Raw genomic sequence first — 25,974 nt, forward strand, 5'->3', positions numbered from 1 at the left:
GACCAAGTGAAAAGCCCGGAGCGATGCTCCGGGCTTTTTTCATGCGTGGCGATCGGAGGTGCCTTTATGGCCAGAGCGAGGGCCGCTCCACCTTGCGCGCATTGTCGAGCGTCGACACGAAATACTCTTCGCGCTCGCGCTGGAATCTTTCCTGCGTGGCACGGAAGGCGGCGACACGGGCGGCGATCTCTTCGCGTTCGCGGATTTTGCGTTGTTCGTCTTCGGTCATGTCAAATCCCCTCTACACGTCAGTATCTGTGCACTCCAATATGTGTGCACGGCCGAACTCACGCACTGCCGCCGCAATCACGTTGAGTCGCGTTAACACATGCATTGGCGCTTCTGATTGGGGCGTCAATGGGGAGGAGGCATTGCAGGATTGTGATAAGCGAAGGTCGGAAAAAATTGCCGACCGCGCTTGCGCGATTCTCACGTGGCAGTGGATAACAGCGTCAACGATCTTGTCGCTTGCGCATGGAGCGGCCAGCGCAAGGCCAACATGGGAGGCCGCGAGTGATTGCATCGGATCTTCGCAGCGGCGTCGAACGACTCGGCGACATGATCGCCGAGTCGAGGACCATCGTGCCGTTCACGGGCGCCGGCATCTCCACCGAATGCGGCATCCCGGACTTCCGCTCACCGGGGGGAATTTGGACGCGCAACCGTCCGATCCCGTTCGACGAATTCGTCGCCAGCCAGGAAGCTCGCGACGAATCCTGGCGCCGCCGCTTTGCGATGGAGGCGGTCTTTGCCGCGGCCAGGCCCGGCCGCGGTCATCGCGCGCTCGCCTCGCTCTACCGCTCCGGCAAGGTTCCCGCCGTCATCACCCAGAACATCGACAATCTGCACCAGGCTTCGGGCTTTGCCGCCGAGCACGTCATCGAGCTTCACGGCAATACCACTTATGCGCGCTGCATCGGATGCGGGCAGGCCTATCAGCTCGACTGGGTGAAGCGCCGCTTCGACGAAGATGGCGGCGCACCCAACTGCACCGCATGCGACGAGCCCGTGAAGACCGCGACGATCTCGTTCGGCCAAATGATGCCCGACGACGAAATGCAGCGCGCGACCGTGCTGTCGCAAGCCTGCGACCTCTTCATCGCGATCGGCTCCTCGCTCGTGGTGTGGCCGGCGGCGGGTTTTCCGATGATGGCGAAGAACGCCGGTGCACGTCTGGTGATCATCAATCGCGAGCCGACCGATCAGGACGACATCGCCGACCTCGTTATCCGCCACGACATAGGCGAGACTCTCGGGCCCTTTGTCGGAAATTGAGGCATCAATTTGATTCGCGGCTGTGCAAGCTGTTCATAGGTTCCGGCGAATCATTTTTTTATCTATGCGCCGCAACCGGGAGTGTTATCTTTTGAGTCGAAAGATTCGCGTCGCGTCGAATTGAGAACATTCTCTTAAGACGCGTGATTCGACGCCGCCGCTGAGGCGGGTTGCAATGGGCAGTGTGGGGTCCGGGGTTATGGGGTCGTCGGACGGATTTGAGTCCAAGAAGATCGGAGTTCCCGCTGTGGGCGAGCACGGCGGCGGTCGCGATAACGCGCTAAGCCCGTTCAGCGGGCTTGGTGAAGGCAGTGCCAACCTCGTCGAGGTTCACGGCGTCATCAAATGGTTCGACGCTTCAAAGGGCTACGGCTTCATCGTTCCGGACAATGGCTGGCCGGACGTGCTGCTGCACGTCACCGTGCTCAGGCGCGACGGCTTCCAGACCGCCTATGAGGGCGCCCGCATCGTCGTCGAGTGCATCCAGCGCGCCAAGGGCTACCAAGCCTTCCGCGTGGTCTCGATGGACGAGTCGACCGCGATCCATCCGGCGCAGATGCTGCCGCCGCGCACCCACGTCACGGTCACCGCGACCAGCGGGCTTGAGCGGGCCCAGGTCAAGTGGTTCAACCGCCTGCGCGGCTTCGGATTCCTGACCTGCGGCGAGGGCACGCCCGACATCTTCGTGCACATGGAGACGCTGCGCCGCTTCGGCATGACCGAGCTCAGGCCCGGCCAATATGTCCTGGTCCGCTTCGGGCCCGGCTCCAAGGGCATGATGGCGGCCGAGATCCATCCCGAGACGGGATCGCCGGGATTGCAGTCGCACTAGCGGCGATCGCCAACTCCCGCAATCGTGACAAGAGGCGCGCAGGCCGTCCGGCGCGCCTCTGGCTTTTGTCACGATCGCCGCGTAAGGACTGGTCCAGTCCCACGCCCCCTTGAGTACCGTCCCATGAATTTTGACCGAAAGGCCGTCTGGTCCATTGCAAGGGGCTGGCTGGCCGCCATCCTCGTCGTCGGCTGTGCCGTCGCGAGCGCGCCGGTGCGCGCCGCCAGCTTCCAGCCGCTCGAGATCGTCACCAGGAACGGCGTGCAGGTGTTCTCGGTGGAAATGGCGACGACCGAGGAGGAGAAGCAGACCGGGCTGATGTACCGCAAGGAGCTGGCCGACGGCAAAGGCATGCTGTTCGACTTCAAACCCGAGCAGGAAGTGTCGATGTGGATGAAGAACACCTACGTCTCGCTCGACATGATCTTCATCCGCGCCGACGGTCGCATCCTGCGCATCGCCGAAAACACCGAGCCGCTGTCGACCAAGATCATCTCGTCCCAGGGGCCCGCGCGGGCCGTGCTGGAGGTGGTGGCGGGAACGGCGCAGAAATACGGCATCCGTCCCGGCGACCGCGTCGGCCACCCGCTGTTCGGCACCAAGTAGGGCGACCCGGCGGGGTTATTGCCGCCTTGCTGGCGGCTTGAAAGCTTGATGGCGCTTTGGGAAGCGTGTATCGACGGGGCTCGCCGGACATTCGGGGTATAGCGCAGCCTGGTAGCGCGGCAGTTTTGGGTACTGCAGGTCGTTGGTTCGAATCCAGCTGCCCCGACCAGTCCCGAGGTTGAAGCTCCTTCAATTCTCTCGATATTGCGCCGCGCTCATCCCGTTTCGCTGCCGCCGACGACGGTCAGGCTGGCAGGACGATCCCCGAGCAATTGCGCTCGTCGCAACTTTTGCGTGTGTCGGCGTGCCGGCGGCGTTTCGATTTCAGAACAACAGCCAATCGACCAGGCGCCAGGCGATCCAGGCGAGGGCGCAGATCCAGCCCAGCATGGCGATCCCGGCGACGCCAAGCCCGCACAGTGCGAACAGCGAACTTTCAGTCTCCGGCGTGGCCGAGAGCTTCTCGGTCGTATCGATTTGACTCACTGCATCCCCTTGGCTTGCGGCCTGCTGTTCGTTGGTCTCTGCTCGCTCGTGAAAATTCACCGGCCGCGCTCCAGCTCACACGGTCGTGAGGCGAGATGACCGTCCGTACATCGCGCGGGCATGGATCGCAGCCACGCGGCTTCCCCGGACAGACGGGAAGAACCTGCAACTCATGGCGCGGTGATTGGTTGCGACCGCAGAGGCGGGAACATGGCAACCAGGCGGGACAGGCCTACAACGCGCAGGGCACGCTCAGCGCCGGTGCGCAGAGCCCGTCGCGCATCTGAGCGAGCGCGATTGCGGGGGATGGGCAGGCGGGCCTATGGCGACCTGAAGCGCGCGCGAACCTTGCTTGAAGCCTTGCCTGAAGCCCTGGCGCTTGTTCTTCGCCAAACGCCACTTCTGCGCGATTTTTCAAGGCATTGCGCCGGCCGGCCCGCCGCAGAATTCGCAAATTGCTTCGAACCTTTGGCTGTCGCCATAGACATATAGGCATTGGGGATTTCAGCGCCCAATGCCTAAACGGACGCCGCCAAGCGATGATATTCCGCTTGAGCGGCGTCGCGCTATTCCGGGGATCAGTTCGTCGCGTACCAGCCGAGCGGAAACGGCAGGAACGGCCACGCCAGATGATTGTCGTTGGCCGCCTTCGGCGGTTCAGAGACGGATGTCTTGACTGTCTTGATGCGCGGCGCAGGCGGCACCGTGCACACCGCCAGGCGCAAACGTCCACATTGCATATTCATTGTGGTGCCCCAGTCAGCAAGTCATTTGAAAAATGAAGATCAGTTCGCAATTGCCACGCGTCCAAAACGGCGCGCTCATTCTCAAATTGTGCACGCATCATAGAAAGATCGGCGCCGGCTTTCAACGGGTCTTGGCGGGTACCCACGAGGGGTAAGGTTGACCAGTTAGGTTAAGGCCGAGTGGTTGTTGCAGCCACATTCCTGGCTGATATCAGGTCGGCAAGGCTCGCGATGGGGGGCCTGCAATCGGTGGTCACACAGGTCACAGTTCGTCGCGGCGCTCATATCTTGTGAGTTTTGCGTCATGTCTTTCGATCGCAACGTCCGAACCGTCCATCCGCAGTCGAGCTGGACCGAGATCTGGCACCTCTGGACCGTGATCGTGCCTCGCCGCTCGATCAACGGGCAGCTCGTCTATGGAAAGGTCTGGCGCCGCCACGACGGCCGCGACTGGATCTACAAGAAGTTCACCGAGTACGACACCGAGGCGGCCTGAGCCGGCTCCGCTGCCGCAACTGAATCTAGCGCCCCGTTCCGATTTCATCGGAACGGAAACGGCTCTAGGCGGCCTTTGCGGGCGAGGCGGCCGCCGCAGGCTTGGGCGGCGGCGGCTTCAACGGCTTGTCCTGCTTTTTCGACCAGGAAATGTAATAGGCCACCGTCGTCATGATCGCGATGCCGGCGATGCTGACGAAGATCTGCGCGAACAGCGAGCCCGAGCTCATCGACAGCTCGAAATGGCCGACGAAGGACAGGAACACGCCGACGCAGAATACGGCGAGCGACTGCTGGCCGCAGACGATCAAGGGATCGAACACCTTCCACTCCAGGCCGGGCCAGTCCTTGGGCACGAAGCGGATCACCAGGATCACGATCACGACGAAATGGAGGAAGCGGTAGGGCGCAAGGTTGGTCTTGTCGTTGGGGTTGAAGGCCGAGAACAGCCATCCCGGGAACATGCCGCCGAGGGTGGGGAAGCGGCCGGCCATGGTCATGACCAGCGCGAAGGCGAGATAGCCGAGGCAAAGCCACAGCGTGATCGGCGAATTGATCACGGCTCCCGAACGCCGGGCGCCGCCCATCGCGCACCAGGCGCCGAACACGAACAGCACCTGCCAGGCATACGGGTTGAAGTACCACTGGCCGGCCGGATAGGCGGTCAGGTTCAGGCCGTAATGGCGGGCGGCGAGCCACAGCACGATGGACAGCGCCATCGTCAGGTCGGGCTTGCGCAACATGAACCACAGCACCGGCGGAAACAGCCCCATCAGCACGATGTAGAGCGGCAGCACGTCGAGATTGAGCGGCTTGAAGCGCAGGAACAGGCCCTGGCGCAGCGTCTCGGTGGCGTTGTCGACGAGGCCGGCGACGTTGAACTCGTTGATCATGTCGGAATCGCCGAACCGCAGCGCCAGATAGCTGATCGAGGCGATGTAGATCACGAACAGGATGATGTGGGCGACGTAGAGCTGCCAGACCCGCTTGGTCAGCCTCGTGGCGCCGACGATGAAGCCGCGCTCGAGCATCATGCGCGCATAGACGAAGGAAGCGGTGTAGCCCGAGATGAAGACGAACAGGTCGGCGGCGTCGGAAAAGCCGTAGTTGCGGGTGGTGATCCAGTTCACCACGTTGTCGGGGATATGGTCGAGGAAGATCGCCCAGTTCGCGATGCCGCGAAACAGGTCGAGCCTGAGGTCACGGCCCTTTTCGGGAAGCGTGGCGTTGATGTTCAGGAAGGCCATGCGACGGAAGCTTTCGGAGGGGGCGGATACGCTGGTGTCGGCGAGACAGGGCCGCCGGGCGGGATCCCGGCGCGGAAGGCGGGTACGCAATTGTCACGGTGCAGCATAATGACTATACCCGTCGGCAAGGCACCCCCGGGGGACCGGAATCACCGATCAGTTCCCAAAAGGTGTCTCTATACTATGCCCGCGGTTTCCACCAACTGCTACCGTGACGCATCGAAATCGAACGAAAAGACCAAGAGGCCCGGACCACCCATGACCGCACGCATTTTCAAGCCCGCCAAGAACGCGATGCAATCCGGCCGGTCCAAGACCAAGGAATGGCAGCTGGATTACGAGCCGGAGCAGCCGCGTTCGGTCGAGCCGCTGATGGGATGGACCTCGTCCGGCGACATGAAGCAGCAGATCACGCTGCGCTTCCACAGCAAGGAAGAGGCGGTCGCCTATTGCGAGCGCAAGGGCATCGCCTACCAGGTGGTCGAGCCGCAAGAGTCGCGGCACCGGACGGTCGCCTATGCGGACAATTTCTCGTTCCGGCGCGGCGAGCCCTGGACGCATTGAGGGGCGGCTGGCTGCTCTGACTTCATACGACGTGATTTACTCGTCATGCCCGGGCTTGTTCCGGGCATCCACGTCTTTGGGGCGAGTGAGAGCGCGGATGGCCGCGACAAGCCCCGGCATGACGGTGGGGGTACCCCGCCCGCAGACATGACGTCGCGTCCGATGATCCCGATCGACGGATCGGCTATTGCGCTGGGCTGCGGCCCCTTGGCAGCGATTCCGCCGCGTGCTTCGCTGCCTCGCATGACACGATCATGGCGAGGTGGGGGATGGCCGGGCGTGACCAGCTCGACGGCGTCGATCTGAAGATCTTATCCGAGCTGCAGCAGGACGGTCGGGTGCGCAACAACGAGCTGGCACTGCGGGTCGGCGTGTCCGCGCCCAATTGCCTGCGGCGGCTGAAACTGCTGTTCAGCCGCGGCGTGATCCGGGCGGTCCGCGCCGTCATCGACGAGCGGCTGCTCGGCTATGAGGTGGTTTCGTTCGTCTCGATCCAGCTCGTGAGCCAGGCCCAGCCGGTGCTGGAGGCGTTCGAGAGCTCGATTGCCGCGATCCCGCGCATCCAGCAGTGCTGGCGGATTTCAGGCGACACCGACTACCTGCTGAAATGCGTCGCGCCGAACGTCGAAAGCATGCGCCAGCAGCTGCTGCATTTCGCCGCGATGCCTGATGTGAAGAACGTCCGCAGCTTTCCGGTGCTGGGCGTCGCGAAGGATGTGCCGCTGCCGTTACAGGATGTAGTGGCGGCACCCGTCGGATAGGGCGTTCAAGTCTCGCTACTGAAGTTCCGAAGTCAGGGGGCGCTTGCGCGCGGTGCGGTCGATTCGGATAGTTATAATAGCTTAGTAACTCACCTAACTGTGACATGTGATTTAGGCAGGACTGCAATGCGCGCAACCGTGATTGTCGGCATCTTTGCGCTGCCTAGATGCAGGGTGTGAACCTCGGTCTGCGTCGCACGCCGGGGATGCTTTTGTGGGACCCTAAGCAGGAAAAGACATCATGACATCGACTTCGAAGACGATCGCAGCCTCTGCTGCGACGCTGTTTGCGTCTGCGTTTTTTGTTCTGTCGGCGCCGGCTGCGAAGGCCGACGATTATTGCATCACCAACGGCGCCCAGGCCGCTCACGGCTGCGGCTATCCGACGATGGAAGCCTGCCGTCAGGCGGCCGGTGGCATCGGCGGCACGTGCTCGCAGGCCGGCGGCGCCAAGACTAGCAACGATGCGCTCGCCTTCCAGCCGAAGCAGACGAAGCAGCCCAAGGCTCGCCAGGGCGCGCAGAACTAACGCCTGAGATCGCGACCTGATCCGAGAGATTGCGTCCTCCGAGAGTGATCTCGGAGGACGTCAATTTATGACAAGCAGGTGACGCCGCGCCTCAGCGATAGCGCTCGCGAAATTCGCGCGGGCTAGCGCCGGTCCAGGTGCGGAAGGCGCGCGAAAAGCTCTTCTCGTTGCGGAAGCCGGCGATCTCCGCGATCCGCTTGATGGGGGCGCGGCCGCGCATCAGCTCCTGCTTGGCGAGCTCGAACTTTGCCTCTTCCTTGAGATCGCGCAGCGAGGTCGCTTCCTCGCGCAGGCGCCGGTGCATGGTGCGGGTCGAGAGCGCCAACTCGCTTGCGACATCCTCGGCGCCGACAATGCGCCCGCGTGCATTGCGCAGCACGCGGCGGACGCGCTCGACCAGCAGCCGGTCGCGCCGGTAGGGCAGCACGGTGAGCCGCAGCGCGCCCTTGAGCATGCTGTCGAGATCGGCGGGGCTGCGGGTCAGCGGCAGAGAGAGATAATGCTTGTCGAACACGATGCGGGCGCCGTCCGCACCAAAGCTCAAATGCCTGCAGAAGATCGTCGGATAGACCGAGACGTGGCCCGGCTCGGAATAGGGAAACTCGGCCGCACGCAGCGCGATCGCGGAATCGACGGCCCAGCAGGAGAAGCCGAGAACATAGCGGAGCAGGGTGACCAGGCAGAATTCACGCAAGGGGCCGAGGTCGCGCTGTTCGCGAATGGAGATCGTCGCGGTCTCATCACCAAGCGAGAGCTCGAACAGCACGTCCTCGGTCAGCAGGCGATGATGCCGGCACCAGCGTTTTAGCGCGACTTCGAGATTGGGGGCCGTGATCGAGGCGCGGCACAGCATACCGTAGGTTCCCCAAGGCAGCCGGCGCGAGAACCAGCCAAGCGCTTCGTCGTCGAGCTCGCGCATGGCATGGCCGGCCAGCGCCTCGAACTGGGCCGCCGTCACCCGGCCGTCCCGGGATCGAACAAGGTCCCCGGCGACTTGCCCCTTGCCCAGCGCTTCCGCTGGATCCCGTCCGTAAACGGCATAAGCGGCAACCACGCCGCGGACGAAGGCGGCTGGGGTCATGGCGCGGCGGGGCGTCGCGGTCGCGGCTTGAAAGGGCATGAAAAATCCTCGCCAAACTTGGCGGAAAATGCAACCTTTTCGACCGCTGGGACGCCCGGGCGGGGGTAGGTTCGGACCCGACAAGAATACGGAGGAATCGCCTTGAACATCCCGAGCATCGATTTCGATCTGGGCGAAGACATCAGCATGCTGCGCGACACGCTGCGCGCCTTCGTGGAGGCGGAGATCGCCCCGCGCGCCGCCGAGATCGAGAAGGCCAATCTGTTCCCGGCCGACCTCTGGAAGCGCTTTGGCGACCTCGGCCTGCTCGGCATGACCGCGCCGGAGCAATATGGCGGCTCCAGCATGGGCTATCTCGCCCATATCGTCGCCATGGAGGAGATTTCGCGGGGCTCAGCCGCCGTCGGGCTGTCCTACGGCGCGCATTCCAACCTCTGCGTCAACCAGATCCGCCGCAACGGCAACGACGCGCAGCGCGCGCGCTATCTGCCGAAACTGATCTCCGGCGAATATGTCGGCGCGCTCGCGATGTCCGAGCCCGGCGCGGGCTCCGACGTCGTCTCGATGAAGCTGCGCGCAGACAAGCGCGGCGACCGCTATGTCCTCAACGGCTCCAAGATGTGGATCACCAATGGCGGCGACGCCGACGTGCTGGTCGTCTACGCCAAGACCGATCCGGAGGCGGGCCCGCGCGGCATGACCGCCTTCCTGATCGAAAAGGACTTCAAGGGTTTCACCCACGGCCAGCATCTCGACAAGCTCGGCATGCGCGGCTCCAACACCTATCCGCTGTTCTTCGACGAGTGCGAGGTGCCCGAGGAGAACGTGCTCGGCAAGGTCGGCGAGGGCGTCAAGGTGCTGATGTCCGGCCTCGATTACGAGCGCACGGTGCTGTCGGGCGGCCCGCTCGGCATCATGGCGGCCTGCATGGACGCCGTGGTGCCCTACATGCATGAACGAAAACAGTTCGGCCAGCCGATCGGCGACTTCCAGCTGATGCAGGGCAAGCTCGCCGACATGTATGCGACCTGGCAGTCGGCGCGCGCCTATGTCTATGCGGTCGGGCGCGCCTGCGACCGGGCCGACCACGCCCGCACGCTGCGCAAGGATGCGGCGGCCGCGATCCTCTATTCTGCCGAGAAGGCGACGTGGATGGCCGGCGAGGCGATCCAGGCACTGGGCGGCGTCGGCTACACCTCCGAATTCCCGGTCGGACGTCTCTGGCGCGACGCAAAACTCTACGAGATCGGCGCCGGCACCTCGGAGGTGCGTCGCATGCTGATCGGCCGCGAGCTGATGTCCGAGACGGCCTGAAACCTTCACCTCATTGGAATCAACATGCCGCTCCATTCCAGCATCGATACGTCTTCATCAGACTTTGCGCACAATTCCGAGGCCATGCGCGGGCTTGTTGCGGACTTGCGTGAAAAACTGAGCCAGGTCGCCGGCGGCGGCGGCGAGGTCTCGCGCAACCGCCACACCTCGCGCGGCAAGATGCTGGCGCGCGAGCGCGTCGACCTGCTGGTCGATCCCGGCACCTCGTTCATGGAGCTGTCACCGCTGGCGGCGTACGGCCTCTATGGCGGTGACGTGCATTCGGCGAGCGTCATCACCGGCGTCGGGCGCATCGCGGGCCGCGAATGCGTGATCGTCGCCAACGACGCCACCATCAAGGGCGGCACTTACTACCCGATGACGGTGAAGAAGCATCTGCGCGCGCAGGACGTGGCGCGGCAGAACAATCTTCCCTGCGTCTACATGGTCGATTCCGGCGGCGCCTTCCTGCCGCTCCAGGACGAGATCTTTCCGGACGAACGCCATTTCGGCCGCATCTTCTACAACCAGGCCCAGATGTCGTCGCAGGGCATTCCGCAGATCGCGATCGTGATGGGGTCCTGCACCGCCGGCGGCGCCTATGTCCCCGCGATGTCGGACGAGAGCATCATCGTGCGCAACCAGGGCACCATCTTCCTCGGCGGCCCGCCGCTGGTGAAGGCCGCGACCGGCGAGGTGGTGAGTGCCGAGGAGCTCGGCGGCGCCGACGTGCATTCGCGGCAGTCGGGCGTGACCGACCACTACGCCCAGAACGATGCCCATGCGATCGGCATCGCCCGGCGCATCGTCGGCACGCTGAAGCCGTCGGTGCGGCCGAACCTCAACATGCACAAGCCGCGCGATCCGCTGTTTGCGGCGGAAGAGATCTACGGCGTGGTGCCGGTCGACGGCCGCAAGCCGTTCGACGTCCGTGACATCATCGCCCGCATCGTCGACGGCTCGGAGTTCGACGAGTTCAAGAAACTCTACGGCACGACGCTGGTCTGCGGCTTCGCCCATGTCTGGGGCTATCCGGTCGGCATCATCGCCAACAACGGCATCCTGTTCAGCGAGAGCTCGCTGAAGGGCGCGCATTTCATCGAGCTGTGCTGCCAGCGCGGCATTCCCTTGGTGTTCCTGCAGAACATCACCGGCTTCATGGTCGGCAAGAAGTACGAGGCCGGCGGCATCGCGCGGGACGGCGCCAAGCTCGTCACGGCGGTCGCGACCGCCTCGGTGCCGAAATTTACCGTCGTGATCGGCGGCTCCTACGGCGCCGGCAATTACGGCATGTGCGGCCGTGCCTACTCGCCGCGCTTCCTGTGGATGTGGCCGAACGCGCGCATCTCGGTGATGGGCGGCGAGCAAGCCTCGATGGTGCTGAGCCAGGTCCGCCGCGACAACATCGAGGCCAAGGGCGATAGCTGGTCGAAGGAAGAGGAAGACAAGTTCCGCGAGCCTATCCGCGCGCAATATGAGAGCCAGGGGCATCCGTATTACGCTACCGCGCGCCTGTGGGACGACGGCGTGATCGACCCGGCCGACACGCGCCTCGTGCTCGGCCTCGGCCTTTCCGCGGCGTCGAATGCGCCGATCGAGCCTACGAAATTCGGCCTGTTCAGGATGTGATGCGATGGACCGTTCAATGCTCTATCGGCGTTTTCGCACGCTCCTGATCGCCAACCGCGGCGAGATCGCCTGCCGCGTCATCCGCACCGCGCGAGCCATGGGCCTGCGCACGGTCGCGGTCTATTCCGAGGCCGACCGCGACGCGATGCATGTCGCGCTCGCGGATGAGGCCGTGCTGCTCGGTCCGGCGCGGGCCCGCGACAGCTACCTCAGTGTCGAGCGGCTGATCGAGGCCGCGCGAAAGACCGGCGCGGAAGCCGTGCATCCCGGCTACGGTTTCCTGTCCGAAAATGCCGAGTTCGCGCGGGCGTGCCTGGAGGCGGGCCTGGTGTTCGTCGGCCCGACCGCCGCGATGATGACGGCGATGGGCTCGAAGTCCGGCTCCAAGGAGCTGATGGAGAAGGCCGGCGTGCCGCTGGTGCCCGGCTATCACGGCGAGGCTCAGGACGACGCGACGCTTTCGAAGGCCGCGGACAAGATCGGCTTCCCGATCCTGGTGAAGGCGTCCGCCGGTGGTGGCGGCCGCGGCATGCGCATCGTGCGCTCGGCGGACGAGCTTGGACCGGCGATCGTCAGCGCCAAGCGCGAGGCCAAGGCTGCGTTCGGCGACGACCGCATGCTGATCGAAAAATATGTCGACAATCCCCGCCACATCGAGGTGCAGATCATCGGCGACAGCCACGGCAATCTGCTGTCACTGTTCGAGCGCGAATGCACGCTGCAGCGCCGGCACCAGAAGGTGATCGAGGAGGCACCGTCGCCGACGCTCAATCCAGCCCAGCGCGAGACCGTCTGCGCCGCCGCGCGAAAGGCGGCCGGCGCGGTGAACTATGTCGGCGCCGGCACGATCGAGTTCGTCTCCGACGGTAAGGACGTGTTCTTCATCGAGATGAACACGCGTCTTCAGGTCGAGCATCCCGTGACCGAGCTGATCACCGGCATCGATCTGGTCGAGTGGCAGCTGCGCGTCGCCTTCGGCGAGGCGCTGCCGCTGAAGCAGGACGAGATCCGGCTCAATGGCCACGCGGTCGAGGCGCGCGTCTACGCGGAAAATCCGACCAAGAACTTCATGCCGTCGGTCGGGAGGATCTCGACCTGGCGCTTGCCGGCGGAAACCGGCGGCCTGCGCATCGACGCCGGCTATCGCGAAGGCGATACGGTCTCGCCCTATTACGATGCCATGCTCGCAAAAATGATCGCGTGGGCGCCGACGCGGGACGTCGCGATCGAGCGGCTGAATCGCGGGCTGCAAGACTCCGACGTCCGCGGCATCGTCACCAACATCCCGTTCCTGTCGGCGCTGATGACGCATCCGAAGGTGCGGACCAATGCGATCGATACCGGCTTCATCGAGCGTGAGCTGGCGGGCCTGACGCAGGCCTCGCCGGCACCCGGCGAGCTCGAGCTGTGCGCTGCAGTCGCCGCTGTTATCAACGACGAGCGCCAGGCCGCGCAAGACGAGGCGAATTCGCCCTGGAAGACCTTTGGCTGGATGCCGGTCGGCCGTCGCCAGCGCAGCTTTGCCTTCCGCGTCGGCCATGGGCCGGAGCAGATGATCACGCTGAACTATGGCAGCGGGCCGTCGACGCTGGTGATCGGCGACCGCGAGTTGGCGTTCACGATCGCGCCTCGTGACGGCGGCTTCGATCTGACGCTCGATGGCGTCAAATCGCAGGTCGCAGCCGTGATCGACGGTCATGAGCTGTATTTGCGCACACGCAACGGCCGCTTCGACCTGCATTGGGTCGATCCGTTCGGCGGCGAGAGCGAAGAGCATGTCGGAGAGGACAAGATCGCGGCGCCCTTGCCGGGCACGGTCGTCGCCGTGCTGGCCGAGGAGGGCGCCAAGCTCGACAAGGGCGCGCCGATCCTCACCCTGGAAGTGATGAAGATGGAGCAGACGCTGCGCGCGCCCTATGCCGGCGTGCTGAAATCGATCAAATGCAAGGTCGGAGACATTGTCCAGGAGGGCGTCGAGCTCGCCGTGGTCGAGCCATCGGGAGAGTGAGATGAGCGATCCCGTCCGCATCATCGAAATGGGGCCGCGCGACGGCCTCCAGAACGAGAAGACGCCCGTCAGCGTCGAGGCCCGCATCGCCTTCATCGAGGCGCTCGTAGCCGCTGGCCTCTCTACGGTCGAGGTCGGCGCCTTCGTTTCGCCCAAGGCGATCCCGCAAATGGCGAGCTCGGACGCCGTGCTGCGCGGCGTCAGCTACGTCAAGGGCGCCGAATTCCACGTGCTGGTGCCGAACGAGAAGGGCTATGACGCCGCGCGCGCTGCCGGCGCGCAAGTCGTCTCCGTGTTCGCGGCGGCCTCGGAAGGGTTTTCGCGCGCCAATATCAACTGCACGGTCGCGGAGTCCATCGAGCGCTTCAAGCCGGTGCTGGCGCGCGCCCAGGCGGATGGCGTCAGGGTCCGCGGCTATATCTCCTGCGTGCTGGGCTGTCCGTTCGACGGCGAGATCAAGCCGAAGGCGGTCGCCGATCTCGCCAACACGCTGTGGGAGCTCGGCTGCTACGAGATCTCGCTCGGCGACACCATCGGTGTCGGCACGCCTGATAAGGCCAAGGAGATGCTGCGCGCGGTCAGCGCCAATATCCCGCCGGAAAAACTCGCGATGCATTTCCACGACACCTACGGCCAGGCGCTCGCCAATCTCTATGCCGGCCTGGAGGAGGGCGTCCGCGTCATCGATTCCGCTGCCGGCGGCCTCGGCGGCTGCCCCTACGCGCCGGGTGCGACCGGTAACGTCGCGACCGAGGACGTCGTTTACATGCTCGAAGGCATGGGCGTCAGGACCGGCGTCGACATGGACAAGCTGCTGGCGGCCACGAACGAGATGAGCGGCGTGCTGGGCAAGCCGCCTGTGAGCCGCGTAGCCTCCGCGCTGAACGCGAAGAAGAAGCGGGCTGCTTCCTAGCTTCGTAGGGTGGGCAAAGGCGCGTAGCGCCGTGCCCACCATCTCTCCGCGATTTTGATCTCAAATGGTGGGCACGCTTTCGCTTTGCCCACCCTACGAAACTGTGCCTTCAGGCCGCCTTCAGCCCGACATCCGGCAGGAGCGGCCGGTTCTTGAGCGCCTTGGCCATCATGGCCTCGACCTCGGCCTTCTCCTGCGGCAGCAGCGCGAGGCGGGGCGGGCGGGTCAGCGCGGTGCCGCGGCCCATGATGTGCTCGCACAGCTTGATGCACTGGACGAGGTCGGGGCGCGCATCGAGATGCAGCAGCGGCATGAACCATTCGTAGATCGGCATGGCCTCGGCAAAGCGGCCGGCCTTGGCAAGACGAAACAGCGTCTCGCCCTCGCGCGGGAAGGCGTTGGACATGCCGGAGACCCAGCCCACCGCGCCCATGGCGATGCTCTCGACGATGACGTCGTCCAGCCCTGCGAACAGCACGAAGCGGTCGCCGACCATGTTCCTGGTGTCGATGAAGCGCCGCGTGTCGCCCGAGGAATCCTTGAAACAGACCACGGTCTCGACGTCGGCGAGCGAGGCCAGGATGTCGGGGGTGACGTCGTTCTTGTAGATCGGCGGGTTGTTGTAGAGCATCACCGGCAGGTCGGTCGCGCTGGCAACCGCGCGGAAATGTGCGGCGGTCTCGTGCGGCTTGGACGAATAGACCAGCGCCGGCATCACCATCACGCCGTCGATGCCGACGCGCGCGGCTTCCTTGGCGGTCTCGACCGCAAAGGCGGTGGTGAATTCGGCGATGCCGCACAGTACCGGCACGCGGCCTTTCGCGACGGATTTCGCCGTCTCCATGATCGCGACCTTCTCCTTGCGCTCCAGCGAGGTGTTCTCGCCGACCGAGCCGCAGACGATCAGGCCGGAGACACCGTCGCGGATCAATCCGTCCATGACCTTGGCGGTCGCGTCGATGTCGAGCGAGAGATCGTCGTGGAATTGCGTGGTGACGGCCGGGAAGACGCCTTCCCAGGAAACGCGGCGGCTCATGATGTGACTCCAAGTGAGTTTGCCGGCGGGGGGCTGGGGCCGCCGGCTGTGGTGAAGAGGATGGCGAATGGGATCAGAGCGTCGCGCCGACCTTGCGCAGCTCGGCGAGGACAGGTGCCTTGGGCAGCCAGATCTTGTCGAACTCAGCGATGACGGCCTCGGTGTCGCCGGGCGGGACCTGGCGGATCGGGATCGGCGCGTTCTTGAAATTCTCGATCAGCGCGGGCTCGTTGGAGGCCAACTCGTCGATCTGCGCGTCCAGCGTCGACTTCACCGTCTTGGCGATCAGCTCGCGGTCGGCTGCGGGGAGCGTCTGCCAGACCCGGCCCGAGACCACTGCCGCCATCGGCATGAAGACGGCGTTCATCTGCAGGATCACCTTGGAGACCTTGTCGAAGCGCTGGTTCCAGGAGAATTCGAGATCGGCCTCGAGGCCATCGACCTGGCCGTTGGCCATCGCGTCGAACACCTGCGGCGTCGGGATCGGCGTCGGTGCGGCACCGAGCGAGGAATAGAAGTCGCGATAGACCGGCGTCGGGTTGATGCGCAGCTTCATGCCCTTGATGTCGGCGAGCGAGTTCAGGTCCTTGGAGGAGAACACCGCGCGCATGCCGGTGATGCCCCAGCCGAGGCCGATGGTGCCGGTCTCCTGCGGCAGTACATCGAACAGCTTCACCGCCGCCGGATGCCGCACGAATTTCGCGACCGCAGGCGTCGAGCGGACGATGTAGGGCGCATTGATTGCGGCGATGTGTGGCACGCGCGAGCCGAGCTCGGCGGCCTGGATGAAGCCCATGTCGAGCGCGCCGGACTGCAATTGCTGCATCATCGCGGGCTCGTTGCCGAGCTGGCCGGAATGGAACACGGTCAGGGTGAGCCGGCCGTTGGTGGCCGCCTTGAGATCGTCGCCGAACTTGAGCGCCGCCTTGTTCCAGGAATGGCCGTTGGGCGTGATCAGGCCGAGGCGGAATTCCTTGGCCTGGGCAAGCGCCAGCGACGGTGCGAACACCGAGGCGGCGGCACTGGCGGCGAGAAAGCGGCGGCGTGAAAGCGGCATGGTCTGGCTTCCTTTTGAACGGGCCTATTTGATGAGGATCAGCGAGAGCGAGGGGTAGAGCGAGAGCAGCACCAGCAGGACGCAGGAGATGACGAAGAACGGCAGCGTCACCATGAACATCTTGCCGGGCTTGGCGCCGGTGACGGCGGCCGCGACGAAGAAGCAGAGCCCGACCGGCGGCGACAGCAGGCCAAGCACGAGGTTGATCACCACCACGACGCCGAAATGCCGGGGATCGATGTGGTAGACGTCGGTTGCGACCGGCAGCAGGATCGGCACCGTCATGATCAGGCCGGGAATGCCGTCGATGACAGTGCCGATGATCAGCAGGATGACGTTACAGATCAGCATGAAGCTGACCGGGTCCTTGGCGGCGGACTGGATCCAGCCGGCGGTTTCCTGCGGCACCTTGCCGAAGATCAGCACCCAGGAGAACACCGCCGCGGCGGCCACCAGGAACAGCACGATCGCCGAATAGATGGCGCTGCGCAGCATCATCTGCGGCAGCTGCGAGAACTCGAATTCCTTGGTCCAGTATTTCCCGACGAGTGCTGCGGCGACCGCGCCGACGGCCGCGGATTCCGTCGCATTGGCGAGGCCGCTGAGGATGGTGCCGACGATGACGATCGGGATCAGCAGGGTGGGTGACGTCCGCAGGATCGTCATGACGCGCTGGCGCGGCGTCTGATAATCCGCGCGGGGATAATTGTAGACATACCCCATCAGCGCGATGACGAGGCAGAACATCACCGTGAGGATCACGCCGGGCACGATGCCGGCGATCAGCATGTCGCTGACCGAGACCTGCGCGAGCACGCTGTAGACCACGAACATCACCGACGGCGGAATGATCGGGCCGAGCATGCCGCCATAGGCGGTCAATCCCGCCGCGAAGGTCTTGTCGTAGCCCTTCTTCTCCATCTCCGGGACCATGATCTGCGCCATGATCGCGACCTGCGCAGTGGCGGATCCCAGGATCGAGGAGATGAACATGTTGGCGAGGATGTTGACGTAGGCGAGCCCGCCCTTGAGCGAGCCGACGAAGGCCATCGCCATGTCGACGATGCGCCGCGTGATGCCGCCGCCGTTCATGATCTCGCCGATCAGGATGAAGAGTGGGATAGCGATCAGACCGTAGCTGTCGACACCGCCGAACAGCTGGAGCGGATAGGACTGGAACAGCACCGGATTGCCGGATGCTGCGATGTAGACGAGGCCGGCGAGGCACAGGCAGAGGCCGATCGGCACGCCGACCAGCATGATCGCGACGAAGGCGGCTGACGTGATCATCAGTTGACCCCGTCGAGCTCGGAGAGCGCAAAGCCCTTCGGCGGCGTGCGCGGGACCAGCTCGAGATCTTCCAGCAGGTTGGCGAGGCCGTGGATGGTCATCGAGACCGCGAAGATCGGCAGCGTCAAATAGAGCACCCAGGTCGGCCAGTTCAGCGTCTGGGTGTGCTCGGTGTAGAGGAAGTTGAAGGTCTCGGCCGCGAGCTTGCGCCCGTCGAAGCCGGCGCGCGCAAGACCAATCGGGTCCATCCAGAGCACGCAGGTAACGATCAGTGCGATTCCGAACGCGACGACCATGCCGGTCGAGATCACCTTTGCGATCTTCTGGTGCCGTGGCGAAAGACGCTCCGTCAGCATGGTGACCGCGAAATCGAGCCGCAGCCGCGTCATCGCGGAGGCGCCGACAAAGGTCAGCCAGACCACGCAATAGACCGCGGATTCATCGATCCAGTAGATCGGGAAGCGCGCGTAGCGGGTGACGACGTTCACCAGGATCAGGCCGGTGAGCAGGTACATCAGGCCCATCAGCGCGACGCGCTCGACGGCGAGCAGGGCACTGGACGCGCCGACGACCATGCGTCGAACGCTGAATGCGCGCGTGGCCAGCATCGTCTGCTCGATCATGAAAGAGGCCCCGACCCCTGAGAAATCTCGTGCTATCGGCAAATGTATAATTTATACATTTTGCGTGTCAAACGGAGATTGCGGTCATTTCGGCGGCAGGACGCGCTTTTGCTGGGCACTGGCTTTTGCCGGGCTGCGCACTTTTGTTGGGCCCCTCAACATGCAAGAGAGAGACCGCTTCGGCCGGATGAGTCGGGAAGGACAACAGAAGGTCAGATGAAACAGCCTCTGAAGCATCGCACCCTGTCGGCCGCGATCGTCGACCAGCTCAGGCAGGCGATCCTCGACGGCACCTATCCGGCCGGCTCGCAACTGCGTCAGGACGCGCTTGGCGAGGCCTATGGCGTCAGTCGCATCCCGGTGCGCGAAGCGCTGTTCCAGCTCGAAGCCGAAGGCCTGGTGCGCATCGTCCCGCAGAAGGGCGCGATCGTCTCGGAGCTGTCGCTGGACGAGATCAACGATGTGTTCGACCTGCGCGGAATCCTGGAGCCACGCCTCCTGGCGCAATCGGCGCCGCGTTTCACCGCCGATGATTTCAGCGGGCTCGATGACATCCACAAGAGCTTCGAGAAGGCGATCAAGGCGCGTAACGTCAGCGAATGGGGCCAGCTCAACGCCGATTTTCACATGGCACTCTACGTTCACGCCCCGCAGCCGCGTACGCGCGCGATCGTGCTGTCGCTGCTCCAGACCAGCGACCGCTACACGCGCCTCCAGCTCTCCAACACCAAGGCGATGGGGACAGCCGAGAAGGAGCACGCCCATCTAATCGCGCTCTGCCGTGCACAGAAGGTCGAGGAGGCCTGCCGGTTCCTGGAGCGGCACATCGAGGCGGTGCGCAAGGATCTGTTGCAGGTGGTGGCCGGCAGCACGATCGCGCCGAAGGCACGGCGGAAGAGCGAGTCGTAATCGATGCGCTAGTAGGGTGGGCAAAGGCGCACTTGCGCCGTGCCCACCACGCTGTCCAACGGACACGATAAATGGTGGGCACGCTTCCGCCCTTCGCTCTTCGAGCTACGGCGGACAAGTCGCTTTGCCCACCCTACGGCAGCATCATCTGCTCCCGTCCGGCCCCATCACCAGGTCCGGCAGCCCGGTCGAGATTCCCGGGAAGAAGCACAGCAGCAGCACCGCGAGCATCATCAGCAGCACGAAGGGCAGGGTGCCCCAGATCACCTCACGCAGGGGAATATCCGGCGCGACGTTGCGGATGACGAAGATGTTGAGGCCGACCGGCGGATGGATCAGCCCCATCTCCATCACGATGGTCATGACCACGCCGAACCAGATGATGTCGAAATTGGCGGCGCGGAGCGGCGGCAGGATGATCGGCGCGGTCATGAGAATAATGGAGACCGGCGGCAGGAAGAAGCCGAGCACGACGACCATGACGAGGATCGCGAACAGCAGCTCCCAGCGCGGCAGGTGCATCGCGACGATGGATTCGGCGACCGATTGCGAGATGTGCAGATAGCTCATCACGTAGGAATAGAGCAGCGACATGCCGATGATCATCATCAGCATGGTCGATTCCCGGATCGTCGACTTCAAGATCGGGGCGAGGTCGCTCGGCCGCCACACGCTGTAGATCGCCGCTATCAGCGCCAGCGCGAGCAGGCCGCCGAGGCCGGCGGTTTCCGACGGTGTCGCGTAGCCGCCATAGAGCGCGATCATGACGCCGGTGAGCAGCAGCACGAAGGGGATTACACGCGGCAGCACGCTGAAGCGTTCGGCCAGCGTGTATTCGTCGCGGGCCAGGATCGCAGCCTCAGGCCCGCCTTTCTCAAAGATCGCCTGCGCCGCGGCATATTCCTGGCGAAAGCGGATCACCGCATAGGCGCCGAACAGCGAGACCAGCAGCAGGCCGGGGCCGATGCCGGCGAGGAAGAGCCGGCCGAGCGATTTTTCCGCGGCGACCGCGAACAGGATCATCGTGATCGAGGGCGGCAGCAGAATGCCGAGCGTGCCGCCGGCCGCGATGATGCCGGCAGCAAATCCGCCGGAATAGCCGCGCTTGCGCATCTCGGGGATGCCGGCCGATCCGATCGCCGAGCAGGTCGCGGGGCTGGAGCCCGCCATCGCCGCAAACAGCGCACAGGCGAACACGTTGGCGACGCCGAGGCCGCCGGGGACGCGATGCAGCCAGGCATGCAGGGCCGAATAGAGATCCTGGCCGGCGCGCGATTTGCCGATCGCGGCGCCCTTCAGGATGAAGAGCGGGATCGACAGCAGCGTGATCGAGGCCATTTCCTCGTAGACGTTCTGCGTCACCGTATCCAGGGACGCGGCCGGCATGTAGATGCCCATGAACACGACCGCGACCGCGCCGAGCGCGAACGCGATCGGCATGCCTGAAAACATCACGACCAGCGTCGCGATACCGTAGGCGAGGCCGATACCGAAAACGCTCATGGACGCCTGGCTCCTGCGAAAGGCAGCGCAAGCTGCACGAGGATCTGGATGCAGAGCAGGCTCATCCCGAGCGCCATCAGCGAATAGGGAATGGCGAGCGGCGGCGACCACATCGAGTTCGAGACCTGGCCGTCGACATAGGCTTCATGGGTCAGCGTCCACGACTTCCAGGTGAAAAAGGCGCAGAACAGGAACGTCGCGGCATCGACCAGCCAGAGCCTGATCCGGTTCGCGAGCGGCGACAGCAGGCCGACAAAGGCCTCGATGCCGATATGGCCGCGGTTCTGCTGCACATAGGCCGCCGTCATGAAGGTGGCGCCGACCAGGAGGAATACGGCGGCCTCGTCCTGCCAGTAATTGGCGGCCTTGAACAGAGCGCGGCTGAGCACGCTGTAGCTCAGGATGGCGCAGGCCGCGATCAGCGCGATCGCTGCGAACACGACGATGATGGTGTTGAGGACGGCGAGACCGCGATCGATCGCCGCCGCAAGGCCGGTCCCTGCGGCAGCGTTCGCTTGGTCGTCACGATCCGGAAGCGGACCGTGGCTCATGCGCCGACGTCGGAGGCGAGCTTGAGCAGGTTGGCGGCGGTCGCGGTCTTGGCGCCGTAATCCTTCCACGCGGTGTCGCGGGCGATGTCGCGCCATTTGCCGACGGTGGCGGCATCGAGCGCACTGACCTTGGCGCCGGCCTTCTCGTAGACCTTGGCGACCTCGACGTCGTCGTCCTGCGCGCCCTTGCGGCCGAAGGCTTCGAGCTCGGTGCCGACCGCGAGCAGGACGTCCTGCTGGTTCTTCGGCAGCTTGTCGAAGATCGCCTTCGACATCATCAGCGGCTCGAGCATGAACCAGTAGGAGGCACCCGCACCCGAGGTCAGCGACTTCGCGACCTCTTCGAGCCGGAACGAGATCAGGCTGGTCGAGGAGGTGATGCCGGCATCGCAGGCGCCGGTCTGCATCGCCGCGTAGATTTCGTTCGACGGCACCGAGAGCACCGAGGCGCCGGCGGTCTGGAGCACCATGTCCATCTCGCGCGAGCCGCCGCGCACCTTCATGCCCTTGGCATCTTCAGGGGCGACGATCGGTTTGGAGCGGCTGGCGACGCCGCCGGCCTGCCACACCCAGGTGAGCAGGATGATGCCCTTGTCGGCGAGGAAGTCAGTCAGCGCCTTGCCGACCGGCGCCTTCTTCCAGCGCATGCCCTGGTCGTAGGTGGTCACGAGGCCCGGCATCAGGCCGATATTGGTCTCCGGTAGCTCACCACCGGCGTAAGGCATCGGATAGAGGCTGATGTCGAGCGCGCCCTTGCGCATCGCGGAGAACTGCGCGTTGGTCTTGATCAGCGAGGAGTTCGGATAGATTTCTGCAGCGATGTCGCCTTTGCTGCGCTTGGCGACTTCAGCCGCGAACATGCGGCAGAGCCGGTCGCGGAAGTCGCCCTTGTCGATGGTCCCTCCCGGGAATTGATGCGAGATCTTCAGCGTGGTCGCGGCATGCGCGGTACCAGTGCCGAAGCGAAGAATGGCGGGTGCGGCGACGGCGGTCGCGATCAGATGACGGCGCGTGAGCATGGTGTATCCCCTTGGACGGCCCTTGGCCGGTTCTTGTTTGGTGTGAGGTGGGCTGGGTCCTTGAGACCAGCGCATAGGTCCATCCTAGCCGGTCTCTCACCCAATATTCTCTCATCTGATAGTTCGAGACCGAATGCCGGGGCAAGTGCCGGCCTTGCTGCAGTGCACACGGAACATCCTCGCAGCCGGCCCGCAGAAATTTTGTCAGTGGGCGCGTAACAACGCCAGCGGGCAATCCGTCGAGATCAGATAGCGGCGTCCGTCGCTGACAAACACCATCTCGAAGGGAAATCACTCATGACCATTCGCACCCGCATCGTGCTCGGCGTCTCGGCTGCCGCTCTGTCGCTTGGCCTCGCGCTGTCGCCGGCCGCTTTTGCCCAGGACAAGATGGGCAAGGACGACGGCATGATGAAGAAGGACACGATGTCCAAGGACGGCATGAAGAAGGACACCATGTCCAAGGACGACGGCATGAAGAAGGACCACATGTCGAAGGACGGGATGAAGAAAGACGACGGGATGATGAAGAAGAACTGATCTTCCGCCGTCGTCGCGGCGTCTGCGAAGGCAGACGCGCGCTTGGAAGTCCGAGGGCGGTCACATGGACCGCCCCCAGCGATGTTTCAGTTCAACTTCACTTGAACGCGACGTGAGTTGAACGTGACTTGCGAACGTTACTTCCGCTTGGCCTTTCGGGCAGCGTAGCGGGCGTCGCGCTTGGCCTTTTGCTCGGCCTCGACTTCAGCCTGCTTGGCGATCGCTTCTTCCGCTTCGCGGGCGATACGCGCGGCTTCGGCCGCTGCAGCTTCTTCCGCAATACGCTTCTGCTCAGCCTTCTCGGCTTCGCGCGCGGCCTTTGCCTCTGCGCGCTTGGCCGCGAGCGCCTCGCGCTCAGCACGACGTGCCGCCACCGCCGGATCATCCAGCCCGGGCTGCGACTTGAATTTGTTCAAAAGATTTTTGCGCGCTTCCTGCGCCGCCTTTTGCCGGTCTGAAAACCCGGGTTCCCTAAATCCACTCACGGGCCTTGCCTTCCTCGCTTTCAATCCTACATCGGTGACTGTTGGTACGTCGGCTGGGCATAGCAGGCACCACGCGACGCAGAAGCGTGTACATCGGCGCGCGTCGCGAAGCCACCCATAATCGCAGCCGATCAGGTAGACGAAAAATCGCCACCACCGACGATCTCTCGTAGCCCCGAAAAACTGCCGAATTGTGATGTCCTTCATAGAGGACCACACGGAGCGGCGCCTAGCGTCCGCCCGGTACGAGACGGAGCACGGGCATGATGATCTCAAGACTGAGCCCGAAGGCGCTCGCAATCGCCGTCGCGGTGGTCGCCTTGGCTGGCGTCGCACTGTTGCTCGCCCGCCCTAAGCCGATCGAAAGTGCCGTCCTCGGCGCGGATTGGGAATGCACCCAGACCGCATTCTTGCTGACGACCTGCGCACCTCGGGCCACTCCGGCGGTCGAAACCTCGCGCAAGGATGCGATCCGGCAGACCCGGGGCTGAACGATCGACCGGGATGTGACGCGACGTCGCAGAGGTGGTAAAGCCGGCTCACCCCTGCGATCGGCCAGTCATGTCCAAGTCTGAGTCCAAGCCCGAATCCAAGCCCGAACCGGGCAAAAAGCCCAAATCCCTCGCAAAACCTCAATCCGGCGACAACCGTCGTGGTGCGATTGCCGGATTGATCATCGCGCTCGTGATCCTCGGTGTCGGCTGGTGGCTCGCCCGCGATCTCACCGCGGCCAGCAAGATGCAGGACTGCCTGATGTCGGGGCGGACCAACTGCAATGTGATCGAGCCGGCGCGCTAGAGCGGTTCCGCCGCGCCCCCAGGGCCGAAAATTGCCGTGATCTTAATCATTTGTAACGGGACTTAGCCGACCAAAGCAGGTCAGTTATGTCCGCCGGCATCAGCCAGGCGCGAGGCGAATCGTCTATCGCGCTAGGCACCACGGCAATCGCGAGAGTAGGGGGTTAAGCACGCATGAGTGCGTCCAGCCGCATGAAGATCATTATTCCCTTGGTTTCGGCCATGTCCCTTGTCGCGCTGTCGGCGCAGGCACAGGACTCATTGCCGCCAAGACCCCAGGCCCAGCCGCCTGCGGGGCCCGGCGCGGGCGCGCCGCCCCAGAACAATCAGAACATGCGCAAGGGCCCCCCGCCGCAGCAGGCGGCCCGGCCCGCGCAACAGCCCGGCGGCCAGCCCCACGCCGGCGGCCCCGGTCCCGGCCCGCACGGAGCAGGTGGCCCGCCGCCCGGACGCAATTACGCCAGGGGCCCCGCACCGGAGCGCGACTGGGGCGGACACGCCTATCGCGGCAATCGCGCCTGGGATGGCGGGCGCTGGCGCCACGAGGTCCGCAACGGCCGCTCCGGCTGGTGGTGGGACGTCGGCGGCGTCTGGTACTATTATCCGCAGCGGATGGCCGGCCCGCCGGCCTACATCTCCGAGGATTACTTCGACGACATGCCGGTGGCCTATGCTCCGGCGCCGCCTCCCGTCGCCTACGAACCGCCGCCGCCTCCGCCACCGGCTGATCCCGGCGCAAGCGCACTTGGCGGCGCCATCGTCGGCGGCGTGCTGGGCGGCCTGATCTCGGGCAACGCCTCGGGCGCGGCCGCGGGTGCCGTGATCGGCGGCGCCACCGGCGCGATCGCCGGCGCCACGGCTGCCTCGCGGCCCGGATATTATTTCGCCCAGGGCAATTGCTACTACCGCTATCCGAGCGGCCAGTATGTGCAGGCCGATCCTCGCGCGTGTTACTGAGGCTTCAGGCAAGGTCTGAAACAAGGAGGCGGGCGCAGGCCCGCCTCTTTTTGTCTGGGCAACGTATTGCTTGCTGACGCGATACTGATCGCTTCGCGCGTCACACCAGCCAGTTGAAGAACGCGATCGCGGCCCAGACCAGGCCTGCGATCCAGGCCAGCATCACGATACCGATGGTGGCAAGAAACGTGGCGCCGAACAGGTCGGGCCTTGCGCGTCGCGTTGGGACGTGAGCCTCGGCTGCTGCTTCCTGTGTCATGATGGACCACCCATGCCCTCTCGCGGTGGTGCGAGCGGTTGAGTTCTGTTTAGCCGAGACGCCGGTTGCAGGCTGTGACGCACTTCACAGATGCGTCAGGGTGGGTTCGGACGACGCGAAGCCACCCCGCATTCATACGGACGAAATTGCCATCGGTCCGTCCATATCGGTCGGTTAGGTTCGGCCTCATGTGCCCCAAGTACGACCCACAGCACGAAGCCGAGGCGGCGATGAAGCGGGCCGCGGCGTCCGCCGACGGCGCCGACCGGCAGAGACTGATCCAACTGGCTCTGGCCTGGCATCAGCTCGCCCGCGACCGGCGCGACGAGCAGACGGACTAATCGCATCCTCGGCGAGATCTCGCGCCAATGGCCGGCCGAGGTCGGGACGCTGGTTGGCCTGCATGAGAAAGCCCCGTGCTCGGGGGGACAAGCACGGGGCCCTTCAAAGCCGACCGGGGCT

Annotated in this window: 31 protein-coding genes and 1 tRNA gene; 18 read left to right on the forward strand and 14 right to left on the reverse strand. The window is 64.5% G+C overall.

All coding sequences use genetic code 11. From position 1 onward, the window contains the following. Positions 1-64: 64 nt before the first annotated feature. On the reverse strand, positions 65-229 hold the full coding sequence (locus AB7245_RS22045; RefSeq protein ID WP_166096472.1) for a hypothetical protein: 165 nt from the start codon (positions 227-229) through the stop codon (positions 65-67). Positions 230-513: 284 nt separating this feature from the next. On the opposite strand from AB7245_RS22045, the gene AB7245_RS22050 reads away from it, so the two are divergent. The 4 genes from AB7245_RS22050 (at position 514) to AB7245_RS22065 (ending at position 2,882) form a co-directional block, all read left to right on the forward strand. Next, on the forward strand, positions 514-1,275 hold the full coding sequence (locus tag AB7245_RS22050) for an SIR2 family NAD-dependent protein deacylase (RefSeq protein WP_439034931.1): 762 nt from the start codon (positions 514-516) through the stop codon (positions 1,273-1,275). 199 nt (positions 1,276-1,474) lie between these two features. Then, positions 1,475-2,107, forward strand: a complete 633-nt coding sequence (locus tag AB7245_RS22055) for a cold-shock protein (protein WP_028150990.1) — start codon at positions 1,475-1,477, stop codon at positions 2,105-2,107. Positions 2,108-2,230: 123 nt separating this feature from the next. Beyond that, on the forward strand, positions 2,231-2,713 hold the full coding sequence (locus AB7245_RS22060; RefSeq protein WP_038936099.1) for a DUF192 domain-containing protein: 483 nt from the start codon (positions 2,231-2,233) through the stop codon (positions 2,711-2,713). Between the two features lie 92 nt (positions 2,714-2,805). Next, positions 2,806-2,882 (forward strand) — tRNA-Pro (locus AB7245_RS22065). Between the two features lie 155 nt (positions 2,883-3,037). Here the strand turns inward: AB7245_RS22065 and AB7245_RS22070 are convergent. Both AB7245_RS22070 and AB7245_RS22075 read right to left on the reverse strand, forming a co-directional pair. Next, positions 3,038-3,199, reverse strand: a complete 162-nt coding sequence (locus AB7245_RS22070; RefSeq protein ID WP_439034932.1) for an RNA-binding protein — start codon at positions 3,197-3,199, stop codon at positions 3,038-3,040. 578 nt (positions 3,200-3,777) lie between these two features. Continuing rightward, entirely contained in the window at positions 3,778-3,945 is a 168-nt protein-coding gene (locus tag AB7245_RS22075; protein WP_201266177.1) for a hypothetical protein, read from the reverse strand. A gap of 304 nt (positions 3,946-4,249) precedes the next feature. On the opposite strand from AB7245_RS22075, the gene AB7245_RS22080 reads away from it, so the two are divergent. Next, positions 4,250-4,441 carry a hypothetical protein gene (locus AB7245_RS22080; protein ID WP_063983450.1) on the forward strand — a complete coding sequence of 64 codons (192 nt, stop codon included), beginning with the start codon at positions 4,250-4,252 and terminating at the stop codon, positions 4,439-4,441. 64 nt (positions 4,442-4,505) lie between these two features. Here the strand turns inward: AB7245_RS22080 and AB7245_RS22085 are convergent, their stop codons facing one another. Continuing rightward, the gene (locus tag AB7245_RS22085; protein ID WP_063983449.1) at positions 4,506-5,687 is read right to left on the reverse strand and encodes an OpgC domain-containing protein; all 1,182 of its coding nucleotides are present in this window, start codon (positions 5,685-5,687) and stop codon (positions 4,506-4,508) included. A gap of 258 nt (positions 5,688-5,945) precedes the next feature. On the opposite strand from AB7245_RS22085, the gene AB7245_RS22090 reads away from it, so the two are divergent. From AB7245_RS22090 to AB7245_RS22100, 3 genes are all read left to right on the forward strand, one after another. After that, complete coding sequence (locus AB7245_RS22090) at positions 5,946-6,251, forward strand: ETC complex I subunit (protein WP_208086673.1); 306 nt, start codon at positions 5,946-5,948, stop codon at positions 6,249-6,251. A gap of 269 nt (positions 6,252-6,520) precedes the next feature. Further along, a complete protein-coding gene (locus AB7245_RS22095; protein WP_135213563.1) occupies positions 6,521-7,012 on the forward strand; it encodes an Lrp/AsnC family transcriptional regulator in 492 nt (163 codons plus the stop codon). A gap of 241 nt (positions 7,013-7,253) precedes the next feature. Further along, the gene (locus tag AB7245_RS22100; RefSeq protein ID WP_063983447.1) at positions 7,254-7,541 is read left to right on the forward strand and encodes a DUF3551 domain-containing protein; all 288 of its coding nucleotides are present in this window, start codon (positions 7,254-7,256) and stop codon (positions 7,539-7,541) included. Positions 7,542-7,632: 91 nt separating this feature from the next. Here the strand turns inward: AB7245_RS22100 and AB7245_RS22105 are convergent, their stop codons facing one another. Continuing rightward, the gene (locus tag AB7245_RS22105) at positions 7,633-8,661 is read right to left on the reverse strand and encodes an AraC family transcriptional regulator (protein WP_439034933.1); all 1,029 of its coding nucleotides are present in this window, start codon (positions 8,659-8,661) and stop codon (positions 7,633-7,635) included. Between the two features lie 147 nt (positions 8,662-8,808). Between AB7245_RS22105 and AB7245_RS22110 the strand changes: the two genes are divergently transcribed. The 4 genes from AB7245_RS22110 to AB7245_RS22125 are packed head-to-tail and all read left to right on the forward strand — an operon-like array spanning position 8,809 to position 14,486. Next, on the forward strand, positions 8,809-9,936 hold the full coding sequence (locus tag AB7245_RS22110) for an isovaleryl-CoA dehydrogenase (RefSeq protein WP_439035754.1): 1,128 nt from the start codon (positions 8,809-8,811) through the stop codon (positions 9,934-9,936). Positions 9,937-9,960: 24 nt separating this feature from the next. After that, on the forward strand, positions 9,961-11,565 hold the full coding sequence (locus AB7245_RS22115; protein ID WP_439034934.1) for a carboxyl transferase domain-containing protein: 1,605 nt from the start codon (positions 9,961-9,963) through the stop codon (positions 11,563-11,565). Positions 11,566-11,569: 4 nt separating this feature from the next. Continuing rightward, positions 11,570-13,573 (forward strand): acetyl/propionyl/methylcrotonyl-CoA carboxylase subunit alpha, encoded by a 2,004-nt coding sequence (locus tag AB7245_RS22120; protein WP_439034935.1) that lies wholly within the window; start codon positions 11,570-11,572, stop codon positions 13,571-13,573. 1 nt (position 13,574) lies between these two features. After that, positions 13,575-14,486 carry a hydroxymethylglutaryl-CoA lyase gene (locus AB7245_RS22125; RefSeq protein WP_439034936.1) on the forward strand — a complete coding sequence of 304 codons (912 nt, stop codon included), beginning with the start codon at positions 13,575-13,577 and terminating at the stop codon, positions 14,484-14,486. 109 nt (positions 14,487-14,595) lie between these two features. Here the strand turns inward: AB7245_RS22125 and AB7245_RS22130 are convergent, their stop codons facing one another. From AB7245_RS22130 to AB7245_RS22145, 4 genes are all read right to left on the reverse strand, one after another. After that, a complete protein-coding gene (locus tag AB7245_RS22130; protein WP_071914161.1) occupies positions 14,596-15,522 on the reverse strand; it encodes a dihydrodipicolinate synthase family protein in 927 nt (308 codons plus the stop codon). Positions 15,523-15,595: 73 nt separating this feature from the next. Beyond that, positions 15,596-16,579: a TRAP transporter substrate-binding protein gene (locus tag AB7245_RS22135; RefSeq protein WP_038936090.1), complete on the reverse strand. Its 984-nt coding sequence runs from the start codon at positions 16,577-16,579 to the stop codon at positions 15,596-15,598. Between the two features lie 24 nt (positions 16,580-16,603). Next, on the reverse strand, positions 16,604-17,869 hold the full coding sequence (locus tag AB7245_RS22140) for a TRAP transporter large permease (protein ID WP_028161334.1): 1,266 nt from the start codon (positions 17,867-17,869) through the stop codon (positions 16,604-16,606). Continuing rightward, entirely contained in the window at positions 17,869-18,477 is a 609-nt protein-coding gene (locus AB7245_RS22145) for a TRAP transporter small permease (protein ID WP_439035755.1), read from the reverse strand. The genes AB7245_RS22140 and AB7245_RS22145 overlap by 1 nt, the downstream gene beginning before the upstream one ends. Positions 18,478-18,708: 231 nt before the next feature. Between AB7245_RS22145 and AB7245_RS22150 the strand changes: the two genes are divergently transcribed. Then, positions 18,709-19,401 carry a GntR family transcriptional regulator gene (locus AB7245_RS22150; RefSeq protein WP_439034937.1) on the forward strand — a complete coding sequence of 231 codons (693 nt, stop codon included), beginning with the start codon at positions 18,709-18,711 and terminating at the stop codon, positions 19,399-19,401. Positions 19,402-19,545: 144 nt separating this feature from the next. Here AB7245_RS22150 and AB7245_RS22155 read toward each other — a convergent pair whose 3' ends face one another. The 3 genes from AB7245_RS22155 to AB7245_RS22165 are packed head-to-tail and all read right to left on the reverse strand — an operon-like array spanning position 19,546 to position 22,474. Further along, the gene (locus AB7245_RS22155; protein ID WP_063983437.1) at positions 19,546-20,904 is read right to left on the reverse strand and encodes a TRAP transporter large permease; all 1,359 of its coding nucleotides are present in this window, start codon (positions 20,902-20,904) and stop codon (positions 19,546-19,548) included. After that, the gene (locus AB7245_RS22160) at positions 20,901-21,455 is read right to left on the reverse strand and encodes a TRAP transporter small permease (RefSeq protein WP_439034938.1); all 555 of its coding nucleotides are present in this window, start codon (positions 21,453-21,455) and stop codon (positions 20,901-20,903) included. The genes AB7245_RS22155 and AB7245_RS22160 overlap by 4 nt, the downstream gene beginning before the upstream one ends. Continuing rightward, positions 21,452-22,474, reverse strand: coding sequence for a TRAP transporter substrate-binding protein (locus AB7245_RS22165; protein ID WP_063983435.1), 1,023 nt, complete (start codon positions 22,472-22,474; stop codon positions 21,452-21,454). Before AB7245_RS22165 ends, AB7245_RS22160 begins: the two co-directional genes overlap by 4 nt. 297 nt (positions 22,475-22,771) lie before the next feature. Here AB7245_RS22165 and AB7245_RS22170 point away from each other — a divergent pair, with 297 nt between their 5' ends. Beyond that, positions 22,772-23,014, forward strand: coding sequence for a pentapeptide MXKDX repeat protein (locus AB7245_RS22170; protein WP_028150975.1), 243 nt, complete (start codon positions 22,772-22,774; stop codon positions 23,012-23,014). A 137-nt stretch (positions 23,015-23,151) separates the two neighbouring features. On the opposite strand, the gene AB7245_RS22175 is transcribed toward AB7245_RS22170, so the two are convergent. Further along, on the reverse strand, positions 23,152-23,499 hold the full coding sequence (locus AB7245_RS22175) for a DUF6481 family protein (protein ID WP_071914157.1): 348 nt from the start codon (positions 23,497-23,499) through the stop codon (positions 23,152-23,154). Between the two features lie 263 nt (positions 23,500-23,762). Here AB7245_RS22175 and AB7245_RS22180 point away from each other — a divergent pair, with 263 nt between their 5' ends. The 3 genes from AB7245_RS22180 (at position 23,763) to AB7245_RS22190 (ending at position 25,253) form a co-directional block, all read left to right on the forward strand. Further along, on the forward strand, positions 23,763-23,990 hold the full coding sequence (locus AB7245_RS22180; protein ID WP_028150973.1) for a hypothetical protein: 228 nt from the start codon (positions 23,763-23,765) through the stop codon (positions 23,988-23,990). A gap of 70 nt (positions 23,991-24,060) precedes the next feature. Then, on the forward strand, positions 24,061-24,297 hold the full coding sequence (locus AB7245_RS22185) for a hypothetical protein (protein ID WP_085401256.1): 237 nt from the start codon (positions 24,061-24,063) through the stop codon (positions 24,295-24,297). 173 nt (positions 24,298-24,470) lie between these two features. Further along, entirely contained in the window at positions 24,471-25,253 is a 783-nt protein-coding gene (locus AB7245_RS22190) for a hypothetical protein (RefSeq protein ID WP_085401257.1), read from the forward strand. Positions 25,254-25,353: 100 nt separating this feature from the next. Here AB7245_RS22190 and AB7245_RS22195 read toward each other — a convergent pair whose 3' ends face one another. Further along, positions 25,354-25,512, reverse strand: coding sequence for a hypothetical protein (locus AB7245_RS22195; protein WP_028161343.1), 159 nt, complete (start codon positions 25,510-25,512; stop codon positions 25,354-25,356). A 188-nt stretch (positions 25,513-25,700) separates the two neighbouring features. Here AB7245_RS22195 and AB7245_RS22200 point away from each other — a divergent pair, with 188 nt between their 5' ends. Next, entirely contained in the window at positions 25,701-25,853 is a 153-nt protein-coding gene (locus tag AB7245_RS22200) for a hypothetical protein (RefSeq protein ID WP_014495428.1), read from the forward strand. The last annotated feature ends 121 nt before the right edge of the window (positions 25,854-25,974 follow it).

It is taken from the genome of Bradyrhizobium sp. 604_D8_N2_3, assembly GCF_051810765.1.
Classification (GTDB): Bacteria; Pseudomonadota; Alphaproteobacteria; order Rhizobiales; family Xanthobacteraceae; genus Bradyrhizobium; species Bradyrhizobium barranii.

Coding starts and splice junctions, on each gene's coding strand:
- AB7245_RS22045 (WP_166096472.1), bottom strand. CDS start 229: ATGACCGAAGACGAACAACGCAAAATCCGCGAACGCGAAGAGATCGCC.
- AB7245_RS22055 (WP_028150990.1), top strand. CDS start 1,475: ATGGGGTCGTCGGACGGATTTGAGTCCAAGAAGATCGGAGTTCCCGCT.
- AB7245_RS22060 (WP_038936099.1), top strand. CDS start 2,231: ATGAATTTTGACCGAAAGGCCGTCTGGTCCATTGCAAGGGGCTGGCTG.
- AB7245_RS22075 (WP_201266177.1), bottom strand. CDS start 3,945: ATGAATATGCAATGTGGACGTTTGCGCCTGGCGGTGTGCACGGTGCCG.
- AB7245_RS22080 (WP_063983450.1), top strand. CDS start 4,250: ATGTCTTTCGATCGCAACGTCCGAACCGTCCATCCGCAGTCGAGCTGG.
- AB7245_RS22085 (WP_063983449.1), bottom strand. CDS start 5,687: ATGGCCTTCCTGAACATCAACGCCACGCTTCCCGAAAAGGGCCGTGAC.
- AB7245_RS22090 (WP_208086673.1), top strand. CDS start 5,946: ATGACCGCACGCATTTTCAAGCCCGCCAAGAACGCGATGCAATCCGGC.
- AB7245_RS22095 (WP_135213563.1), top strand. CDS start 6,521: ATGGCCGGGCGTGACCAGCTCGACGGCGTCGATCTGAAGATCTTATCC.
- AB7245_RS22100 (WP_063983447.1), top strand. CDS start 7,254: ATGACATCGACTTCGAAGACGATCGCAGCCTCTGCTGCGACGCTGTTT.
- AB7245_RS22105 (WP_439034933.1), bottom strand. CDS start 8,661: ATGCCCTTTCAAGCCGCGACCGCGACGCCCCGCCGCGCCATGACCCCA.
- AB7245_RS22110 (WP_439035754.1), top strand. CDS start 8,809: ATGCTGCGCGACACGCTGCGCGCCTTCGTGGAGGCGGAGATCGCCCCG.
- AB7245_RS22115 (WP_439034934.1), top strand. CDS start 9,961: ATGCCGCTCCATTCCAGCATCGATACGTCTTCATCAGACTTTGCGCAC.
- AB7245_RS22120 (WP_439034935.1), top strand. CDS start 11,570: ATGGACCGTTCAATGCTCTATCGGCGTTTTCGCACGCTCCTGATCGCC.
- AB7245_RS22125 (WP_439034936.1), top strand. CDS start 13,575: ATGAGCGATCCCGTCCGCATCATCGAAATGGGGCCGCGCGACGGCCTC.
- AB7245_RS22130 (WP_071914161.1), bottom strand. CDS start 15,522: ATGAGCCGCCGCGTTTCCTGGGAAGGCGTCTTCCCGGCCGTCACCACG.
- AB7245_RS22135 (WP_038936090.1), bottom strand. CDS start 16,579: ATGCCGCTTTCACGCCGCCGCTTTCTCGCCGCCAGTGCCGCCGCCTCG.
- AB7245_RS22140 (WP_028161334.1), bottom strand. CDS start 17,869: ATGATCACGTCAGCCGCCTTCGTCGCGATCATGCTGGTCGGCGTGCCG.
- AB7245_RS22145 (WP_439035755.1), bottom strand. CDS start 18,477: ATGCTGGCCACGCGCGCATTCAGCGTTCGACGCATGGTCGTCGGCGCG.
- AB7245_RS22150 (WP_439034937.1), top strand. CDS start 18,709: ATGAAACAGCCTCTGAAGCATCGCACCCTGTCGGCCGCGATCGTCGAC.
- AB7245_RS22155 (WP_063983437.1), bottom strand. CDS start 20,904: ATGAGCGTTTTCGGTATCGGCCTCGCCTACGGTATCGCGACGCTGGTC.
- AB7245_RS22160 (WP_439034938.1), bottom strand. CDS start 21,455: ATGAGCCACGGTCCGCTTCCGGATCGTGACGACCAAGCGAACGCTGCC.
- AB7245_RS22165 (WP_063983435.1), bottom strand. CDS start 22,474: ATGCTCACGCGCCGTCATCTGATCGCGACCGCCGTCGCCGCACCCGCC.
- AB7245_RS22170 (WP_028150975.1), top strand. CDS start 22,772: ATGACCATTCGCACCCGCATCGTGCTCGGCGTCTCGGCTGCCGCTCTG.
- AB7245_RS22180 (WP_028150973.1), top strand. CDS start 23,763: ATGATGATCTCAAGACTGAGCCCGAAGGCGCTCGCAATCGCCGTCGCG.
- AB7245_RS22185 (WP_085401256.1), top strand. CDS start 24,061: ATGTCCAAGTCTGAGTCCAAGCCCGAATCCAAGCCCGAACCGGGCAAA.
- AB7245_RS22190 (WP_085401257.1), top strand. CDS start 24,471: ATGAGTGCGTCCAGCCGCATGAAGATCATTATTCCCTTGGTTTCGGCC.
- AB7245_RS22195 (WP_028161343.1), bottom strand. CDS start 25,512: ATGACACAGGAAGCAGCAGCCGAGGCTCACGTCCCAACGCGACGCGCA.
- AB7245_RS22200 (WP_014495428.1), top strand. CDS start 25,701: ATGTGCCCCAAGTACGACCCACAGCACGAAGCCGAGGCGGCGATGAAG.